The organism is Amycolatopsis iheyensis (assembly GCF_024703995.1).
Classification (GTDB): Bacteria; Actinomycetota; Actinomycetes; order Mycobacteriales; family Pseudonocardiaceae; genus Amycolatopsis; species Amycolatopsis iheyensis.
Map to the genome: position 1 here is coordinate 1 of NZ_JAMXQV010000057.1, position 18,424 is coordinate 18,424.

Genomic DNA, 18,424 nt, shown 5'->3' on the forward strand with positions numbered 1-18,424 from the left:
GGCACCCCGCCGCGAGCCGGCGGACGTCCGCCGCGCCGGCCCGCCGCCGCGCCGCCCCCAGGACCGCCCGGCCCCGCGTGCCCGCCGCAACTCCTTCCGCGGCGCGAAGGTCGCGCTCGCCGTCGTGTCGCTGCTGGTGATGGGCCTGACCGGGTACGCGTGGGCGGCGATGCAGGGCCTGGTCAACGGGCTGAACTACGCGAACGTGATCAGCGACGACGCCGGGGGCGACAAGCCCGCCGACGGCGCCCGCGACATCCTGCTGGTCGGCCTCGACAGCCGCACCGACGCCCAGGGCAACCCGCTGCCGCGCGAGGTGCTCGACGAGCTGCGCGCCGGCGACTCCGACGGCGAGCTCAACACCGACTCGCTGATCTTCGTGCACATCCCGAACGACGGCAGCAAGGCCGTCGCGATGTCGCTGCCGCGCGACTCCTACGTCGACATCCCCGGCTACGGCAAGCACAAGATCAACTCCGCCTACGCCCGGGCGATGCTGCAGTCCCGCAAGGACCTGCAGAAGCAGGGCGTCAGCGACCCGAAGGAGCTCGACGTCAAGTCGAACCAGGCCGGGGCGAAGGAGCTGATCCAGACGATCGAGAAGCTCACCGGGTCGACCATCGACAACTACGCCGCGGTCAACCTGCTCGGCTTCAGCGAGATCACCAAGGCCATCGGCGGCGTCGACGTCTGCCTGAACGACAACGTCAAGGACCAGTACTCCGGCGCGAACTTCAGCAAGGGCCAGCACACGATCTCCGGCGTCGAGGCGCTCGAGTTCGTCCGGCAGCGCCACGGCCTGCCCAACGGCGACCTCGACCGGGTCGTCCGGCAGCAGGTGTTCATGGCCGGCATGGCCCGCAAGGTGCTCTCGGCCGGCACGCTGACCAGCCCGGCCAAGCTCAACGCCCTGATCGACGCCATCAAGAAGTCGGTCGTGCTCAACCAGAACTGGGACATCCTCGGGTTCGCCCAGCAGATGAAGGGCCTGACCGGCGGCCAGCTCGAGTTCCGCACCATCCCGGTGAAGAACATCGAGTACAAGACGCCCGAGGACGGCACCGCCATCCAGGTCGACCCCGTCGAGGTCAAGCAGTTCGTGCAGAGCCTCGCCGGACCGCAGCCGGGGCAGACCGCGCCGCCGGCGCAGCAGGCCGACCCCGCGAACAAGGCGACCACGGTCGACGTCCGCAACGCCTCCGGCAAGACCGGCCTGGCCGCGACCGTCGCCAAGGACCTCGAAGGCAAGGGCTTCACCTCCGGCGAGACCGCGAACTCGAGCGCCCGCAAGACCACGGTCATCTGGGTGCCCAAGGGCGGCAAGGACAAGGGCCAGGCGGTCGCCGACGCGCTCGGCGGCTCGCCGACGATCCAAGAGGACAAGAGCGTCCAAGCGGGACACGTGATGGTGTTCCTCGGCTCCGACTACGAGGCGCCGAGCGGCGCCGGGAGCTCGGGCAACGGCGCCGGCGCGGCCGCCGCCCCGACGTCGCAGGCCGCGCCGCCGCCGGCCGCCGACCAGGAGAAGCCGATCACCGCCGAAGGCGTTCCCTGCGTCAACTGAGGCCCGCTGACCTGCAAGTTGCAGATCCGGCCATCTCCCGTTAACCCGTTCGGCGCAACTCGCGCAATCGGTATCAAAGACATGCCCGAAATCGCGTAAGGGCCGGGCGCCTGCGCACTTACATACACGTGAGGGTGCACCTGCACGGGAATCTTGTCACCACCGTGAGGGTGCCGCGGGAGAGCACGGCAGGGGACATTGATGTGCTGATCGACGCTGAGGAGTATCAGCGGATACTCGGGGACGAGCTCCGCAAGCTCAGGCGCAGCCGCGGGTGGACGCGCAAGGAGCTGAACCAGCACCTGCAGAGCGAGATTTCGCTGCAGACGCTGGCCACCTACGAGCTGGGCACCAGACAGTGCTCCGTCGTGCGCCTGGTCGAACTGTGCGTCGCGATGGACGAGCTCCCCCAGGACCTGCTGGCCAAGGTGCACCGCCGGGTGTTCGTCGACGAGCCCGGCCGGGTCCGCGTCGACCTGCGCAAGGTCGTCGCCGACGCCTCCGCCGAACTGCTCCCGCTGCGCCGCTGGGCCGAAGGCCGGCTGCGCCAGGTCGGCGAGCACGGCGCCGGCGAGATCGCGCTCGACCTGCCCGCGCTCGAGCGGATGGCCGAGCTGTGCGGCCTGCCGACCGTGGACCTGATCGCCCGGCTCCGCCGGTACGTCTCCCGCTGATCCCCGCGGTCCCTCACCGGCCCTTGGCCGCCGGTGAGGGACCGGCCCCCTTCAGCCGACCAGGAAGTCCTCGCGCCGCACCTTCCGCGTGTCGAGCCAGTACCGCCAGGTGAAGCCCGGCCAGATCGTCCGGTTGACGCCCTTCGCGTCCAGGTACCAGCTCTTGCAGCCGCCGCGCGTCCAGATGCCCTTCGCCAGCTTGCGCTGGATGTCGCCGTTGAACCGCTCCTGCACCTCCGGCTTCGGCTCGATGGCCTTCCCTCGGGCCAGCCGCAGCGCCTCGGCGACGTAGGAGATCTGGGCCTCGATCATGAACACGACCGAGTTGTGCCCGAGGCCGGTGTTCGGGCCGAGCAGGAAGAACAGGTTCGGGAAGCCGGCCACGGTGATCCCGAGGTGCGTCCGCATCCCCTCGGTCGCCCACTCCTTGCCGAGGTTGCGCCCGTCGCGGCCGACGATCTCCAGGTCGTCGAAGGCGTCGGTGACGTGGAAGCCGGTGCCGTAGACGATCGCGTCGACCTCGTGCTCGACCCCCGCGGCGTCGACGACGCTGTGCTCGCGGACCTCCCGCACGCCGTCGGTGACGACGTCGACGTTGTCGCGCGCCAGCGCCGGGTAGTAGTCGTTGGAGATGAGCACGCGCTTGCAGCCCATGGTGTAGTCCGGGGTGACCTTGCGCCGCAGCGCCGGGTCGGCGATCGCGCGGTCGATGTTGCGCTTGGCCAGCCGCTGGCCGACCTTCATCACCCAGGACTGGCCGTTGAAGCCGATCGCGCGCGCTTCGAGCATCCAGTAGAGCAGGTTCCGGTAGGCGCGCTGGGCCGGCGGGAAGACCTTGAACAGCGACCGGGTGCGCCCGGACATCTCGTGGTCGGCCTTCGGCATGATCCACGGCGGCGTGCGCTGGAACAGCGTCAGCGCTTCGACGTCCGGGGCGATCTTCGGCACGAACTGGACCGCGCTCGCGCCGGTGCCGATCACGGCGACCTTCTTGCCCTTCAGGTCGACGTCGTGGCGCCACCGCGCGGAGTGGAACGCCGGGCCGGCGAAGTTCTCGATCCCGGGCAGCTCCGGGATCTGCGGCAGGTGCAGCGCCCCGACGCCCGCGACCAACGCGCCCGCCACGAACTCGTCGCCGCCCCTCGTGGCGACGTGCCAGCGGTTCTCGTCGGCGTCCCAGCGGGCGCCGGTCATCTCCTGGCCGAAGCGCACGAAGCGGCGCAGGTCGTGCTTGTCGGCGACGTCGCGCATGTACTGCCAGATCTCCGGCTGCGGCGAGTACGCCCGCGACCAGTCCGGGTTCTGCTCGAAGGAGAACGAGTACATGTGCGACGGGATGTCGCAGGCGCACCCGGGGTAGCTGTTGTCCCGCCAGGTGCCGCCGACGTCGTGCGCCTTCTCGAGGATCACGAAGTCTTCGCGCCCCTCCTTGCGCAGCTGGATCGCCATGCCGAGACCGGAGAACCCGGTCCCGACGATGACGACCCCGGTCTCCGTGCGGTTGCCCATGGCGCGCCTCCCGATTCCTGTGCTCTGCGATCTATCTTACTCGGAGTAGGTTACTAGCGGTAGAGTGTTGCTCGTGACCACCGCGAAGCGCAAGCGCATGCCCCGGGCAGAGCGCGAACGACAGATGATCGAGGTCGCCGAGCAGGTCTTTTCGGAACGCGGCTACGCGGCGGCGTCCATGGACGAGATCGCCGAGCTGGTGGGCGTCTCCAAGCCGATGCTCTACGAGTACTTCAACTCCAAAGAGGGACTGCTGCTCGCCTGCATCCGGGAATCACGCGCGGTGCTGCGCGAGGTCACCGAGCAGGCGACCATCGGCGCGGTCACCGCCGAGGACGCACTGCGCCGCGGCCTCCTGGCCTTCTTCGTCTTCATCCGCGAACGCCGCCAGGCCTGGTCGCTGCTGCGGCACGAGATGGCCCTCATCGGCACCACCGCCGCCGACGAGGTCGAGGAAACCCGCCGGCAGCAGACCGACCTGATCGCCGCCCTGATGAGCGGCTACTTCGACAGCGGAGACGACCTGAGAGCCGAAGCGGCCGCGGAATTCGTGGTCGGCGCATGCGAACGCCTCGCGATCTGGTGCGAACACCACGAGGAAGTACACCCCGAAACCGCCACCGAATACGCCATGGACGTGCTGTGGAGCGGCCTCCGCAGCCGTGCACGGTAACCTGCGCGTGCATTAGGCCATTCGGTCGTTACTCAGCGCTGTCGTGTCGTGTGACACAGAGTTGCTCTACGGTGTCGAGGACACGGTACAAAGTGTTCTGGACCTTCACGATCGAGAGGGGGCGTGAGAACCGCGTCATGGAATCGCGGGGACCACGTCACGGTTGTGAAGGCAAGGAGAGGGGCGTGAGGCAGATGGTGGAAGCGATCACGGCGACGTACGTCCAAGAGGACGCCGACTGGACGATCACGGTCAGCGGCCACGGCAAGGAGCTGACCGCCCGCGCACCCGGCATCATCGCCGCGCGCGACCGCGCCGACCAGCTCGTCGAAGAACTCCGCGGCGACGGCAAAGCAACAGTCGTACACCTGCTCAACGGCAGCGCGTTCGACTTCACACAGACCTACATGACCGCCCGGCTCACCCTGCCCAAGCAGGCGCCACTGGAGGTCCCGCCGCCCGGCAGCGTGCCCAAGCAGGCAACCACCGAACCGGCCACCGCGGACAAAAAACCCGCGCTGCCCCCGAGCAAACAACTCCCCAAAGCCGTCGAGGACCGCAAGCCGGCCGACGAGCCCGCCCAGCCCACCGAGAAGGCAGCCGAGCAGGCCCGCGCCTGAGCACTACTTCAGCAACTTGCGCACCAGCAGGACCACCACGAGGATCCCCCCGCCGATCAGCGGATACTTCACCTTCGGATTGTCCAGCTTCGCGCGCACACCACGCTGCGCCGCATCCGCGAGCTTCTTCGGGTCGGCCTTGACGGTCAACTGATCCAGCGTCGCCGCCAGAGCCGTCCTGGCCTGCTCGATCTCACGCTCGATCGTCTCAGGATCGCGGGCCACGTGTCCTCCTCGCCGCAGGGACCTACCCGACCCAACCTAGTCGACCGCCCCGCCACCGCCGCACCGGCCACGCCGCACGCTACGCTTCCGAGTACTACGGGCCCGTAGCCCAATTGGCAGAGGCACACGGTTTAGGTCCGTGCCAGTGAGAGTTCGAGTCTCTCCGGGCCTACGTTTCATCCTGCGCTCGGCGCTTCGCGCCTCCGCTGGATTCCACTTCGTTGTGTTTTTCTGGGGGTGCAACCCCCAGACCCCGCCCGGCGGGCTTCGCCCCCGGACCCCCTCCCGGGGGCTTCGCCCCCCCGGCCCCCTCTCCGGGGCTTCGCCCCTGGACCCCGCTTAGGTGTGGTCACCTGAGGGTTTTGGGTGCCAGATTTCCTCTGCCGGCGCCGTTTGGGGCTTCGTTTCCCGGAGCCCTGTCGGATTCGACGGCATCACCAGCCGGCGGTCGGCACCGCTCCCGGCAAGGTGAAAAGCAACCGGTCGAGTTGAGGCACCGTCTCTCCGAGCAGCTCTTTCATCTGCTCGTATGACCGGCGCAAGTCTTCGACGTCCGCAGTCGGTGGACCTTGCGGCCTCAGCGGCTTGGGAAGTACTTCGAGCAGTGTGGTCAGCCGATCGCGCACGAGCGCGCACGCCGACTCCAGCTCAGCTGCAGTCAGCCGTTCGACCTCCGCACCCAAACGATTCCACCTCGTGGCTGCCGCGACCCAGTACGCCGCCCAACCGTCATCGCCAGGAGCACCTAAGGTCAGCGCGGCAACAATCCGCGAGGTCAGCGTGATGTCCGGGGCCAGCGTCTGCGCTCGCGCGGCAGCCGTCGCGGAAAGCAGTCGTTGAAATGCCGCCTGCTGCCATCGTTCGATCCGGCTCTTCCCGCGATCCCGCCACACGTCGACGGCCGCCACGAAGCCGGCCAACGGGACCAAGTCCCGCACACCTGGCCCGCCACAGTTGCCACACAACCGGGCACTATCGAGCATCACCTGCCACCAGGGCACGTGTTCAGTGAGCGCCGCGGGCCGCGACCGCACCAGTGCGCATCCCGGCGAATGCAGTCGTTCGCCATCGGTGTCCCCGACAGCCAACCTGAGCCAGCCGAACGTAGGCGCCATCGCTCGATCCGTCTCCTTCACCCAGTCCGGCAGAGCGGGTACTGGAGGGAGTAACAGGTCCCCTCCGGCATTCGCGACCGCCTCGCGCGTCGCAGCGACGAATGCGACGTCAGCCTCGTCGAGCACTCGCAAGGGCGCCGGAATGTCAGAAGAGCCCCGGCCCGCCCGGTCCAATTGTGCGACGCGAGCAGCTTCGAGCAACTCCGCCGCGCGTCCGAACGTATATGCGACAGTGCCCGGAGCGCCGGCGCGCCGATGGTCGTCGGCAGCGACGATGTCTCGCAAGACCGGAACGGGCAGGTCAACCAGCAGTGGCTTGAGCTTCTCGTCGGTCGCATAAGGACCGAGTCTGCGCGCTCTTGCATACGCCTTGCACAGCGAAGCGCGCTCCTCCACATCAGTATCCGGGTACAGGTGCTCTTCGTCGTACTGGTCCGGCAACGCACGCTCCGGATCAACCACCAACCGATCAGCCTGAAGTCGGTCCAACTCTTCCCATCGTTGTCGCGTCGCGGCGGCCTGAGCTTTCTTCTCGGCTCCGACCGCCGCGGCGCGAGCGGCCCATTCGCCCCAGAGGCAGGCGATCGAACGCGTTGAGATCTGCAGCTTCTCGTTCCGCTTGACGGATCGGGCGCCAAAGGCATGTGCAGGCAACGGAGGGCCTGGCTCAACTACCACCACGGTTGCTTTCCCACGCCCATCAATCGAGACCACACGGACGCGCGCGGCCAAAGGTGCGGCGTCGTGGGGCTCGTGAAGTTGATATGCGTATTCGTCACCGACTCGAAGTTCAGCCTGCTTCACGATGCGAGTCTCTCACAGCTTCATGACAGAACGCATTCAAATTACTACTGATCGTTGATCAAAGCACTAACTCGATGCATGGCGTCAGTGCGTGCAGGAAGTCCTGTGCATCGAAGATTTCGCCTGCCGTTGCTACGCCCTTCGTCCGCGTTCGGCTGGCCAGGATGCGTTCCACCGCCTCGACCGCCAGTGGTGCGCTTACCGCGTAGATGTCCCGGCCGCTTGCGACGGCGCAGTTGATCACGGCCGAGACACCGCCGAGCGCGCGGTCCAACGCCGCCGGGTCGTCGACCGGCGCGGGCCGCCCTCCCGGCAGCTTCGCCGCATCACGGCCGGACAGGACCACCTCGAAGCCGCGTTCGCGCAGCTCAGTCACCACGAAACGCCCGGTGTGCCCGTATGCGCCGTAAACCAGTACCGAAGTCATACGACCATCCTCGCGACGGTCCCGCTTCGGCGACAGTGTCCGGAACGCCGTGCTACATACACTTTCGGACATGCACGCTGTCGCGCTGGCCGCCACCGACGGGATGCTCGCCTTCGAGCTGACCATCGCCACCGAAGTGTTCGGCGAGGACCGGCGATACGACTTCGCCGTCTGCGGCTCGGCGGCCGTGCGGGTCGGCCGGTTCCGGCTGGAGCCGGACGCCGGGCTCGACCGGCTGGCGCGGGCGGACACGGTGCTCGTGCCCGGCTGGGCCGACGTCGACGCCGACCCGCCCGCGGACCTCGTCGAGGCGGTGCGTGCGGCCCACGCGAGCGGCGCGCGGGTGGCGTCGCTGTGCACGGGTGCGTTCGTGCTGGCCGCGGCGGGTCTGCTGGACGGCCTCCGCGCGACGACGCACTGGGCGCACACCGGCGTTCTCGCCGCCCGCTATCCGCGGGTGACGGTGGACCCGGACGTGCTGTACGTGGACAACGGCAGCGTGCTGACGTCGGCGGGCAAGGCCGCGGCGATGGACCTGTGCCTGCACCTGGTCCGCGCCGACCACGGCCCGGCGGCGGCCAACGCGGTCGCCCGCCGCCTGGTGGTGCCCCCGCACCGGGCGGGCGGCCAGGCCCAGTACGTCACCACCCCGGTGCCGGCCCGCGACGACCACCCGCTGGCGGCCCTGCTCCCCTGGGCGACGGCGCGGCTCGACCAGCCGCTGTCGGTGGAAGACCTGGCCCGCCAGGCGAACGTGAGCACCCGCCACCTCAGCCGCCACTTCCACTCGGCGACGGGCACGACGCCGTTGCGGTGGCTGCTGACCCAGCGGATCCGCCGGGCGCAGGAACTACTGGAGAACACGGACGCCCCGGTGGACTCGATCGCGGCAGCGGTGGGCATGGGCACGGCAACGACGCTGCGCAGGCACTTCAACCGCACGGTCGGCGTGCCCCCGGACACCTACCGGCGCACCTTCCGCGGTTAGAGTTCGCCATGCAGACGTACGGGTTCGTGGGCACCGGGGAACTCACCGCCGCCATCGTCGAAGGCCTGCGCGACGAGGCTCCGCGGATCTTCCTCTCCCCGCGCAACCACGACATCGCGCACGATCTGGCCGGCCGCTTCCCGAACGTGCGGGTCTGCCGCGACAACCAGGAAGTGCTCGACAGCGCCGGCACCGTCGTGCTCGCCGTGCGGCCGCAGGTTTTCCGGGACGTGCTCGGCGAGCTCACCTTCCGGCCGGAGCACGTCGTGATCAGCGCCGTCGCCGCCGTCGGACTCGACGAGCTGCGCCGCTTCGTCGCTCCCGCCGAACGGGTCGTGCGGTCCATTCCGCTGCCCACCGCGAGCCGCCGGGCCGGCCGCACCGCCATGTTCCCCGACGACGTCGTTGCTCGATCGCTCTTCGAGAGCGTCGGTGACGTCGTCGTCCCCGCCGACGAAGCCACCCTCGCCACCTTCAGCGCCGCCACCGCCACCTTCGCCGCGCACCTCGACCAGCTCGCCACCATCGCAGGCTGGATGGCCGAGCACGGCGTCGCCTCCGAAGACGCCGACTCCTACGTCGCCCACGTCTTCGGTGAGCTCGGCCGGACCCTCGCCCGGCACGACGGCACCCTCGGTGAGCTGGCGCGCAAGCACGAGACGCCCGGCGGGATCAACGAACAGTTCCGGACCGCCGTGCGGGACCCCGAGCGGGTGCGCCGCGCCCTCGACGACGTCCTCGCGCGCGTCAGCGGTCAGTAGCGGACGTCGCTCTGCAGCAGCGGCGGGTACACCGTGGACGGTTCGCCGTCGACCGTCGTGCCCGCGAACTGCAGCATCGCCCGCTGCGCGCCGTGCATCGGGGCCGGGTAGGCCAACGTCGGCGCCGACACCTCGGCCAGCCGCGCCTCGTCCGCCGCCGACAGCGTCACCGACAGGCCCTCGAGGTTGCCGGTCAGATGCTCAAGCCGCCGCGCGCCGAGGATCGGGACTACCGTTCCCGGCCGCGCCCGCAGCCACGCCAGCGCCACCGCCGCGGACGTCGTGTTCAGCTCGGCGGCAATCGCGGCCACCTCGTCGATCACCGCGAACTCCGCCGGCGTCGGGCCTCCGACGTAGGCCGCGCGGGCCGAGTCCGACACACCCGAGCGCTGGTACTTCCCCGACAGGAAACCGTTCTTCAGCGGGCTCCACGGCGTCAACGCGATGCCCTGGTCCAGCGCGAACGGTGCCAGCTCCCCCTCCACCGTCCGCGCCAGCAGCGAGTACTCCACCTGCAACGCGATCAGCGGCGTCCAGCCCCGCAGCAGCGCCGTCGTCTGGGCCTGCGCGGTGACCCACGCCGGGGTGTTCGAGAAGCCGATGTAGCGGATCTTGCCCGTGCGCACGAGGTCGTCGAGGGTCCGCAGGGTCTCCTCGATCGGTGTGTTGCGGTCCCAGTTGTGCAGCCAGCACAGGTCGAGGTGGTCGGTCCGCAGCCGCCGCAGCGACTCGTCGAGCTGGGCGATGATCGACGCGCGGCCGGCGCCGCCGCCGTTGGGGTCGCCCGGGAACATGTTGCCGAAGAACTTCGACGCGAGGACGACGTGGTCGCGGCGGCCCGGGTGGGCGGCGAAGAAGTCGCCGAGGATCTTCTCCGAGTGGCCGTTCGTGTAGAAGTTCGCCGTGTCGACGAAGTTGCCGCCGAGATCGAGGTAGGTCGCGAGGATCTTCTCCGACTCCTCGACGCTGCAGCCCGCGCCGCCCGGGTCCTCGCCGAAGGTCATCGCGCCGAGGGCGAACGGGCTCACGCGCAGCCCGGACCGGCCGAGGGTGACGTAGTGGTCGAGTGACATGAAACGCTCCTTGTGTGTCGGATTGGCCAACACCAGGAAACCGCGAAAACCCAGCTTGACGGTAGATTGATCCCCGCGACCTCTTGCACGATCCTCGCGCAAAGAGTTGTCAGCCCGGAACCTGAGTGCTTCCCTGGACGGGTGCTGACCGAACTGCGCGACCTCGTCGCCGCTCACGCGCGTGCCGACCTCCGCACGCCGATCCCGGGCCTGCTGCTGTCGGAAGTCGGCACCAGCGAGCCGCACCACTCGCTGGCCGAGCCGCTGCTGGTCGTCATGGCCCAGGGCGGCAAACGCCTGCTGCTGGGCGAGCAGGTCCACGAGTACCGGGCCGGGCAGTACCTGCTGGTCAGCACCGACCTGCCGGTGACCGGGCACTTCGTCGGCGCCACCCCGCGGACACCGGCGCTGGGCCTGGGGCTCGCGTTGCGGCCCGCGGCCATCGCGCCGCTGCTGCTGGAAGCGCCGCCCGGGCGGTGGGGCCGCACCCCGCCGACGTCGCCGCTCGCGACCGGCGACGCGAGCCCGGAGCTGCTCGACGCCGTCGTCCGGCTGCTGCGGCTGCTCGACCACCCGGCCGACGCGCCGGTGCTCGCCCCGCTGATCGAGCGCGAGATCCTCTGGCGGCTGCTGACCGGCCCGCACGGCGGCCTGGTGCGCCAGATCGGCCTGGCCGACAGCGGGCTCGCCCACGTCGGCCGGGCGATCCGCTGGATCCGCGCGAACTACGCCGAGCCGATGCGCGTCGACGAGCTCGCGAAGCTGAGCGGGATGAGCCCGTCCGCGTTCCACCGGCACTTCCGCGCGGTCACCGCGCTGAGCCCGCTGCAGTTCCAGAAGCGCATCCGGCTGCAGGAGGCCCGCTCGCTGCTCCTGGCCGACGCGGGCGACATCGCCGGCGTCGGGCACCTCGTCGGCTACGACAGCCCGTCGCAGTTCAACCGCGAGTACCGCCGCCTGTTCGGCGCCCCACCCGGGCAGGACGCCGCGCGGCTGCGCGAGGCCCCGGCGCAGCTGCCCTGAGGTCCGATCCGTTCAAGACCACCCGCCGCGGCGGTGCGAGGGTGGTCGCATGCCTGCCAACCTTCCCGCGGCGGCGTCGTTCATGGCGACGCACGCCCGCCTCCTCGACCGGCGCCGCTTCGAACTGCTCCGCGGCGAGACCGACGTCAGCGCGGTGCTGGCCGCCGTCGACGGCTACCGCAACGCCGACGGCGGCTACGGCTGGGGCCTCGAGCCCGACCTGCGCGCGCCGGAGAGCCAGCCCGGCGGCGCCCTCCACGCCTTCGAGGTGTTCGAGGACATCGCCCCGGCCACCACCCCGCACGCGACACGGCTGTGCGGCTGGCTCGCCTCGGCCGCGCTCCCGGACGGCGGCCTGCCCTTCGCGCTGCCGGTGGCCGACCCCGCCGGCTGCGCGCCCTTCTGGGCCCAGGCCGACCCCGCGGTGGCCACCCTGCAGAGCACCGCCTTCGCGGCCGGGGTCGCCCTGCGCGTCGCGCGCCACGACCGGTCCGTGCGCGACCACCCGTGGCTCGCCGGGGCGACCGAGTACTGCTTCCGCGCCATCCGCGCGCTTTCCGAAGCGCCGCACGCGATCGAGCTGTCGTTCGCCGTGCAGTTCGTCGACGCCGCCCACGACTTCCACCCCGAGGCCGCCGAGCTGCTCGACCACCTGGCCGCGTTCGTCCCGCCCGACGGGCTGGTCCCGGTGGCCGGCGGCTCGGCGGGGGAAACGCTGCGCGCCCTGGACTTCGCGCCGTTGCCGGACCGCCCGGCCCGCGCGTTGCTCAAGGACGGCGTCGTCGAAGCAGAGCTGCGGCGCCTGGTCGACGAGCAGCAGGACGACGGCGGCTGGCGCGTCGACTTCGCGAGCTTCTCGCCCGCCGCGGAGCTCGAGTGGCGGGGGTACGCGACCGTGCGTGCGGTGTCGGTGCTGCAGCGCAACGGGCTCGCCTGAAGCTCTACACCGACGACGTCGAGCTTCACCCGACCGTGGGGTGTGACGTCGCGGGCGGTGAGCGGACGCCGCCCGCGCCACCGCGCCGTCACCGGTCCGGGGCGGATCGTGCGGCCGACCGGACCACACCGCGCCGGTGGTCACCCCGCGCCTTCCGGTGCGCGGCGGCGAACCCGTACTGTGACCGGGGAAGCCGGTCGCCGGAGGTGAAGCATGTCGTCGCGCAACCCGTTGCACTGGTTCGCCCGCTGGGCCGACTGGTTCGAGGGCCGCGGCGTGTACGTGCCCGGCGAGGAGAGCCGCGCCGTCGACCCGATCCGGGATTTCGGCTGGTTGATGGCCGCGTGGTTCTTCGGCGTGGCGATCTTCATCCTGCTCTTCGCCCTCGCGGTTTAAGTGGCATGTGGGTGGTGATTGTCACCACCCGTGCCGTTCCGGTCACGGATTGGCCACGGGGCGGCACCAGGTGCGCGACAACCCCTCGTGGCTCCTCGTAACCACGAGCGATCACGGCCAGAGTGGAGCGGGTTCGCCCGGCAATCCCCGTTGCCGAACGGCCACCCCGACCCGCCGACTGGAGTACCCGCGATGGCGCTCGCGCGCACGTGCAAGATCATGTTCACCACAGGACTGCTTTGCCTGGCGGTGGCGTGCGGGGTCCCGACGGCGAAGGACGGCACCGCGGCGCTCGGCGCGGGTTCCCCCGGCGGCGCGGGCGCCTCGGCCTCCCAGGCCGGCAACGACCTCAAGTTCGGCGCCGACCACCGGTTCGACAGCGGGGTCACGATCTCGGTCGGCTCGCCCCAGTCGTTCAAGCCCAGCACGTCGGCCTACCCGCGCAGCCCGCGCGGCGCGGCCTTCGACGTCCAGCTGACCAACGACGGCACGACGACGTACAAGCTTTCGGGTCTCACGGTCACGGCCACTTCGGGCGGCCTGCCGGTGAAGCAGGTCATGGACACTACCCAGGGGTTCACCGGCATCACCGACGCGGGCAAGGACGTGCCGCCCGGCCGCTCGGTGCACCTTTCGCTGGCCTTCGCGGTGCCGCAGGAGCAGACGCAGCTGAGGCTGCAGATCCGGCCGAGCGCGACCGAGGCCGCCGTGGCGACGTACTGCGGTCCCGCCTGACGGTTAGGCTCGGTCCATGACCGAGCGACTCTCCCCCGGCGACGAAGCCCCGGACTTCACCCTGCCCGACAGCGAGGGCAAGGACGTCTCGCTGCGGGACTTCCGCGGCCAGTCCGTCGTCGTGTACTTCTACCCGGCCGCGAGCACGCCGGGCTGCACCAAGCAGGCCTGCGACTTCCGCGACAACCTCGCCGAGCTGAACGACGCCGGCTACCGGGTCATCGGCATCTCGCCGGACAAGCAGGCGAAGCTCGCGAAGTTCGTCGAGAACGAGAAGCTGACGTTCCCGATGCTGGGCGCCCCCGACAAGGGCGTCATCGAGGCGTGGGGCGCGTACGGCGAGAAGAAGAACTACGGCAAGACCTACCTGGGTGTCATCCGCTCGACGTTCGTCGTCGACGCCGAGGGCAAGATCGCCCACGCCTTCTACAACGTCCGCGCGACCGGGCACGTGGCGAAGCTGCTCCGCGACCTCGACCTGGCTTCCTGATCACCGCCTGACCGCTCGCTCACCGGTTCCACACACCCTTCCGCGACGCTGCCTGGGCCACGAAAGGGAGGTTCTCGTGATCCAGGCAAGGAAAGTCCTCGTGCTCGCCGCGGCCGCGCTGGCCGCGGCGACACTCGGCGCGGCGCCCGCGCACGCCGACGGCGTCGTCGCGCACGACCTCGCCGTGTCCGCGGCGCAGCGCCGAGCCGTCCTCGATTACTGGACGCCGCAACGCATCGCCGCCATGCCGACCGGCCCGTCGACCCCCGGCACGCCCCCGGCCGACGGCCCGGACGGCGCCGGGTTCCCCACCGGCACCGCCGTGGACCGGACGATCGGGCGGCTGTTCTTCGTCGACCGCGGCGAAGACGAGAGCTGCACCGCGACGCTGGTCGCGGCGGCCAACCGAAGCACGATCGTCACCGCCGGGCACTGCGTGCACGGCATGGACCTGATCGGCAACTATCCACAGTGGACGGACAAGGTGCTGTTCGTGCCCGGCTTCCGCGACGGCACCAGGCCATACGGCTCGTTCGTCGCGCGGACGGCGTTCGCCGACACCACCTGGGTCACCGACGACCAGCAGAACGGCCACGACCAGGCGTTCCTCGTGCTCAACCCGGACGAGCGCGGCCGCCGCGCCACCGACGTCACGAAGGCCGCGCAGCCACTCGGCATCGGCCTGCCGGGCCACCTGCCCGCGCAGGAGCTCGGCTACCCGCGTGCGGCGAAGCAGCCCGGCCACCAGGGCCGGCCGGAGTTCACCGGGCAGCGCGTCGCGCACTGCTGGGGCACGCCGAAGGAGAACCCGGGCAGCGACGAGGTCCCGATGCCGCGCGGGCAGTGGGGCGTGCCGTGCGACATGGGCGGCGGGTCGAGCGGCGGCCCGCGCCTGACGTCGTTCTCGGAGAAGACCGGCTACGGCGTGGTCGTCGGCGTCGACACCGAAGGCTGGTACCTGAAGCCCGGCGGCGCGCTCTGCCTCGACCAGACCCCGGACTGCACCCGCTACCTGTTCGGCCCGCAGTTCACGACAGCCGTCACGGAGCCGCTGTACCGGCGGGCAGCCGCAGCGTGAACGTCGAGCCCTGATCCGGCACGGAAGCCGCGGTGGCCGTCCCGCCGTGGGCTTCCGCGAGCTTCCGGACGATCGCCAAGCCAAGCCCACTGCCGCCGGTTCCCCTGGTGCGTGCCTTGTCGGCCCGCCAGAACCGGTCGAACACGTGCGGCAGGTCCTCGGCGGCGATCCCGGCGCCGGTGTCGGCGACTTCGATGACGACGTCGTCGCCGTCCCGGCGCCCGCGGACCACCACGGAACCACCGGCCGGGGTGTGCCGGACGGCGTTCGACACCAGGTTGCCCACCGCCTGCCGCAGCCGGACCGGATCCGCGGTCAGCTCCACCGGGTCGGCCGAAACCGTGAGCGAAACGCCCTCCGGCCGGAACGCCGCGACGACCTGGGCGAGCAGCGCCGCCACGTCGACCGGCTCCGGGTGCAGCCGCAGCGCGCCGGCGTCCGCGAGCGCGAGGTCCTGCAGGTCGTCGACGATGTGCTGCAGGTGGACGGCCTCTTCGAGCAGGGAGTCGACGAGCTCGTCGTCGAGCCGGCTGATGCCGTCCTGGGTCGCCTCCAGCCAGCCGCGGATGTTGCTCAGCGGCGTGCGCAGCTCGTGCGCGATGTCGCTGACCATCATCTTGCGCGTCTCCTCCAGGCGTTCCCGGCTGGCGGACATGGCGTTGAACGCGGTCCCGAGCCGGGCGATCTCGTCGCGGCCGCGCACCTTGACCTGTGCGCCGGTCTCGCCCGCCTCCATCCGCCGCGCCGCGCCGGTGAGCGCGCGCAGCGGCCGGATCAGCCGCAGCCCGGCGAACGCGGTGACCAGCAGCGTCAGCAGCAGGATCCCGCCGGCGACCTGGAAGAGCCGGACCTTGTTCTCCGGGGAGAGCGTGAAGCCCGCGGGCGGCTCCCCGCCGGGCGCGGTGAGGTAGAGCGACGCGGCGGGCGCGACGAACGGCGTCAGCTGCTCGCGGCGCGCGGCGTTGAGGCACGACCGGACGGCCTGCTCGGACTCCTCGGCCGCGACGCCCCGGTGCACCCACGTGAAGTCGGGCAGCACCTGGATCTGCGCCAGCGGCTTCGACTCGGGCCCGCGGTTGAGACACGCGTTGACCAGCGTGGACAGCTGGTCCAGCGCCGCCTGCTCGGTCTTCGTCGGCTTGCTGAGCGCACTGCCGTTGCAGGAGGAGAGCACGAACGGATCCGCGCCCTCGATCCGCGGGTGCCCACCCGGTGACGTCTCGATCGAGCCGAGACCGGAGCGGCCCTGCACGCACCGCAGCACGCGCTGGGCGACCGCGCCGAGGTTCGCGCGGTCGGCCTCGGACAGCGCGTACGGGCCGACGGCGTCCGGGTCGATCCGGTCGGCCGTGGTGTCCTGCCCGAGCCCGGAATCGACCGACAGCGGGTCGACGACGATGGAGGGCCGCAGCGGCAGCGGCCGGCCGTCGGTGGCCGAGTCGGCGATCGGGGTGCCGTCGGTGAGCGTCAACGCGATGCGGCGGCCGGTGATCGACGCGGTGCCGCGGACCTGCGCGCCGACGTCGTGCCAGTTCGGGTGGGTCGCCGCGTACTTCAGCAGCCCGCGGTAGATGTTGCCGTCGTCGGCCAGCGCCTGGCCCTGCTCCTGCTGGATCGCGCCGGACGTCGTGCGCGCGGCGAGCCACGCGGTCGCGGCGATCGACGCCACCGCGACCAGCGCCGAGAGCACGAACAACCGCAGGAGCAGGCTACGGCGCATCGGCGCCCGCGGTCAGCTTGTAGCCGACGCCGTAGACGGTGAGCAGCCGCGCCGGCCGCCGCGGCTGGGTCTCGATCTTCTTGCGCAGGTTCATCACGTGCACGTCGATCGCGCGCTGGGTGATGTAGCGGTCGAAGCCGTGCAGGTGCTCCAGCAGCTGCCCGCGGGTGAACACGCGGTCGGGCTGGGCCGCCATCAGCTCCAGCAGCCGGAACTCCCCCGGCGTGCAGTCGACCGGCCGGCCGTCGAGGGTCACCTCGTGCCGCATCGGGTCGACGGTCAGCGCGCCGACCCGGGCCGCGCCGCTCGCCGGCCGCGCCGGTCCGGCACGCCCCAGCAGCGTCCGGATCCGGGCCATCAGCTCCCGCGGGCTGAACGGCTTGGTGACGTAGTCGTCGGCGCCGAGGTCGAGCCCGGCGAGCAGATCGTCCTCTGTGGACCGCGCGGTGAGCATCAGCACCGGCAGGTCGGACTCCGCGCGCACGGTGCGGCAGATCTCCAGACCGTCCAGTCCGGGCAGCATCACGTCGAGCACGAGCAGGTCCGGCGGGTGCCGGCGGACCAGGTCCAGCGCGGCGACGCCGTCGGGCACGACGACCACGGTGTGCTGTTCCCGCTCGAGGTAGCGCCGGACGAGCTCCGCCTGCTTGGCGTCGTCTTCGGCCAGCACGATGTGGGCGCACATGATCTCGAGCATAAGCGCGGCTACCGGAAGACCACGGTTTCCTGACCGGTCCCTGACATTCCGCTGCGAGCGTGGCGCCATGAAAACCCGATCGGGTGGCCGGTGGGCGTTCGCCGCCGTCGCCGTGGTCGCCGTGCTGGGCGCGACGGCGTACTTCGTCGTCGACCACGGCCGCGGCACCGCCGCTCCCGCCGCGCCACCGCCCTCGGTCGCGACCGTCGCCGTGCGCAAGACCGACCTCGCGAACACGCAGTCCTTCACCGGCACCCTGGGGTTCGGGACGCCGACGCCGCTCAAGGGCGCCGGGGCCGGGACCGTGACGAAGCTGCCCGCGGTCGGGGACGTCGCGCAGCGCGGCAAGGCACTGTACTCAGTGGACGGCCGGGGTGTGCCGGTGTTCTTCGGCGACACCCCGCTGTTCCGCAAGCTCGACAACCCGGACCTCTCCGGTCCCGACGTCGCGGTCGTCGCCGCCAACCTGGCCGCGCTCGGCTACCCCGTCGGGCACCCGAAGAAGTTCACGTTCGCCGAAACGTTGAAGAAGTGGCAGAAGAAGGCGGGGCTCGAGGAAACCGGGACGCTCGACGTCGGCCAGGTCGTCGTGCTGCCCGGGCCGGTGCGGGTCAACTCGGTGACCGCGCAGCCCGGCGACCCGGTCGCGGGACCGCTGGTCACGGTCAGCGCCACGGCGAAGGTGGTCGTCGCGCCGGTGGCGGCCGGCGACGTCGCCGCGATCAAGACCGGCGCACCGGTGTCGGTGGTCCGGCCGGACGGCGCCGCGATCGGAGCCAAGGTGACGTCGGTCCAGATCGACGTGCCCCGGGACCGGGATGCCAGCTTCGAGCCGAAGATCGTCGCCAAGCGGCAGAAACGCTTGGGCGGGGTGGATGAGATGGTGATCTCCCTGGCCGCGAAGGGTCTGACGAC

The 18,424-nt window shown here is 70.8% G+C and carries 19 protein-coding genes, 1 tRNA gene and 1 pseudogene; 14 read left to right on the forward strand and 7 right to left on the reverse strand.

Annotated features, from left to right (window positions below; all coding sequences use genetic code 11):
- Nucleotides 1-1,564, forward strand: a 1,564-nt coding sequence (locus M8542_RS49310) for an LCP family protein (protein ID WP_257927374.1), incomplete at its 5' end; no start/stop codon positions are given.
- Nucleotides 1,565-1,767: 203 nt separating this feature from the next.
- The gene (locus M8542_RS49315) at nt 1,768-2,238 is read left to right on the forward strand and encodes a helix-turn-helix domain-containing protein (protein ID WP_257927376.1); all 471 of its coding nucleotides are present in this window, start codon (nt 1,768-1,770) and stop codon (nt 2,236-2,238) included.
- Nucleotides 2,239-2,289: 51 nt separating this feature from the next.
- Here M8542_RS49315 and M8542_RS49320 read toward each other — a convergent pair whose 3' ends face one another.
- On the reverse strand, nt 2,290-3,747 hold the full coding sequence (locus M8542_RS49320) for a flavin-containing monooxygenase (protein ID WP_257927377.1): 1,458 nt from the start codon (nt 3,745-3,747) through the stop codon (nt 2,290-2,292).
- A gap of 73 nt (nt 3,748-3,820) precedes the next feature.
- Here M8542_RS49320 and M8542_RS49325 point away from each other — a divergent pair, with 73 nt between their 5' ends.
- Together M8542_RS49325 and M8542_RS49330 are read left to right on the forward strand one after the other, a co-directional pair.
- Nucleotides 3,821-4,420 (forward strand): TetR/AcrR family transcriptional regulator, encoded by a 600-nt coding sequence (locus tag M8542_RS49325; RefSeq protein WP_257927378.1) that lies wholly within the window; start codon nt 3,821-3,823, stop codon nt 4,418-4,420.
- Nucleotides 4,421-4,614: 194 nt separating this feature from the next.
- The gene (locus M8542_RS49330; protein ID WP_257927392.1) at nt 4,615-5,040 is read left to right on the forward strand and encodes a hypothetical protein; all 426 of its coding nucleotides are present in this window, start codon (nt 4,615-4,617) and stop codon (nt 5,038-5,040) included.
- 3 nt (nt 5,041-5,043) lie between these two features.
- On the opposite strand, the gene M8542_RS49335 is transcribed toward M8542_RS49330, so the two are convergent.
- Nucleotides 5,044-5,265, reverse strand: coding sequence for a DUF3618 domain-containing protein (locus tag M8542_RS49335; RefSeq protein WP_086679911.1), 222 nt, complete (start codon nt 5,263-5,265; stop codon nt 5,044-5,046).
- 98 nt (nt 5,266-5,363) lie between these two features.
- On the opposite strand from M8542_RS49335, the gene M8542_RS49340 reads away from it, so the two are divergent.
- Nucleotides 5,364-5,437: transfer RNA gene (locus M8542_RS49340), tRNA-Leu, on the forward strand.
- A gap of 262 nt (nt 5,438-5,699) precedes the next feature.
- Here M8542_RS49340 and M8542_RS49345 read toward each other — a convergent pair.
- Complete coding sequence (locus tag M8542_RS49345) at nt 5,700-7,184, reverse strand: hypothetical protein (protein ID WP_257927379.1); 1,485 nt, start codon at nt 7,182-7,184, stop codon at nt 5,700-5,702.
- A 58-nt stretch (nt 7,185-7,242) separates the two neighbouring features.
- Nucleotides 7,243-7,611: an NAD(P)H-binding protein gene (locus M8542_RS49350; protein ID WP_257927380.1), complete on the reverse strand. Its 369-nt coding sequence runs from the start codon at nt 7,609-7,611 to the stop codon at nt 7,243-7,245.
- A gap of 70 nt (nt 7,612-7,681) precedes the next feature.
- Between M8542_RS49350 and M8542_RS49355 the strand changes: the two genes are divergently transcribed.
- Both M8542_RS49355 and M8542_RS49360 read left to right on the forward strand, forming a co-directional pair.
- Nucleotides 7,682-8,599: a helix-turn-helix domain-containing protein gene (locus M8542_RS49355; protein ID WP_257927381.1), complete on the forward strand. Its 918-nt coding sequence runs from the start codon at nt 7,682-7,684 to the stop codon at nt 8,597-8,599.
- An 8-nt stretch (nt 8,600-8,607) separates the two neighbouring features.
- Nucleotides 8,608-9,360, forward strand: a complete 753-nt coding sequence (locus M8542_RS49360; RefSeq protein WP_257927382.1) for an NAD(P)-binding domain-containing protein — start codon at nt 8,608-8,610, stop codon at nt 9,358-9,360.
- Here the strand turns inward: M8542_RS49360 and M8542_RS49365 are convergent.
- Nucleotides 9,354-10,433, reverse strand: a complete 1,080-nt coding sequence (locus tag M8542_RS49365) for an aldo/keto reductase (protein ID WP_257927383.1) — start codon at nt 10,431-10,433, stop codon at nt 9,354-9,356. The genes M8542_RS49360 and M8542_RS49365 overlap by 7 nt on opposite strands.
- A 141-nt stretch (nt 10,434-10,574) precedes the next feature.
- On the opposite strand from M8542_RS49365, the gene M8542_RS49370 reads away from it, so the two are divergent.
- From M8542_RS49370 to M8542_RS49395, 6 genes are all read left to right on the forward strand, one after another.
- Nucleotides 10,575-11,456, forward strand: coding sequence for an AraC family transcriptional regulator (locus M8542_RS49370; RefSeq protein WP_257927384.1), 882 nt, complete (start codon nt 10,575-10,577; stop codon nt 11,454-11,456).
- 49 nt (nt 11,457-11,505) lie between these two features.
- Nucleotides 11,506-12,393, forward strand: coding sequence for a hypothetical protein (locus M8542_RS49375; RefSeq protein ID WP_257927385.1), 888 nt, complete (start codon nt 11,506-11,508; stop codon nt 12,391-12,393).
- Nucleotides 12,394-12,606: 213 nt separating this feature from the next.
- The gene (locus M8542_RS49380; protein ID WP_257927386.1) at nt 12,607-12,789 is read left to right on the forward strand and encodes a hypothetical protein; all 183 of its coding nucleotides are present in this window, start codon (nt 12,607-12,609) and stop codon (nt 12,787-12,789) included.
- 192 nt (nt 12,790-12,981) lie between these two features.
- Complete coding sequence (locus M8542_RS49385) at nt 12,982-13,524, forward strand: hypothetical protein (protein WP_257927387.1); 543 nt, start codon at nt 12,982-12,984, stop codon at nt 13,522-13,524.
- Nucleotides 13,525-13,540: 16 nt separating this feature from the next.
- Nucleotides 13,541-14,014, forward strand: a complete 474-nt coding sequence (bcp, locus tag M8542_RS49390) for a thioredoxin-dependent thiol peroxidase (RefSeq protein ID WP_257927388.1) — start codon at nt 13,541-13,543, stop codon at nt 14,012-14,014.
- 76 nt (nt 14,015-14,090) lie between these two features.
- Nucleotides 14,091-15,092 (forward strand): trypsin-like serine peptidase, encoded by a 1,002-nt coding sequence (locus M8542_RS49395; RefSeq protein ID WP_257927389.1) that lies wholly within the window; start codon nt 14,091-14,093, stop codon nt 15,090-15,092.
- On the opposite strand, the gene M8542_RS49400 is transcribed toward M8542_RS49395, so the two are convergent.
- Nucleotides 15,055-16,812 carry a sensor histidine kinase gene (locus tag M8542_RS49400; protein ID WP_257927390.1) on the reverse strand — a complete coding sequence of 586 codons (1,758 nt, stop codon included), beginning with the start codon at nt 16,810-16,812 and terminating at the stop codon, nt 15,055-15,057. The two genes, M8542_RS49395 and M8542_RS49400, sit on opposite strands and share 38 nt — an antisense overlap.
- A complete protein-coding gene (locus tag M8542_RS49405) occupies nt 16,802-17,497 on the reverse strand; it encodes a response regulator transcription factor (protein ID WP_257927391.1) in 696 nt (231 codons plus the stop codon). Before M8542_RS49405 ends, M8542_RS49400 begins: the two co-directional genes overlap by 11 nt.
- A gap of 802 nt (nt 17,498-18,299) precedes the next feature.
- On the opposite strand from M8542_RS49405, the pseudogene M8542_RS49410 reads away from it, so the two are divergent.
- Nucleotides 18,300-18,424, forward strand: a pseudogene (locus M8542_RS49410) (transposase); the annotation flags it as partial.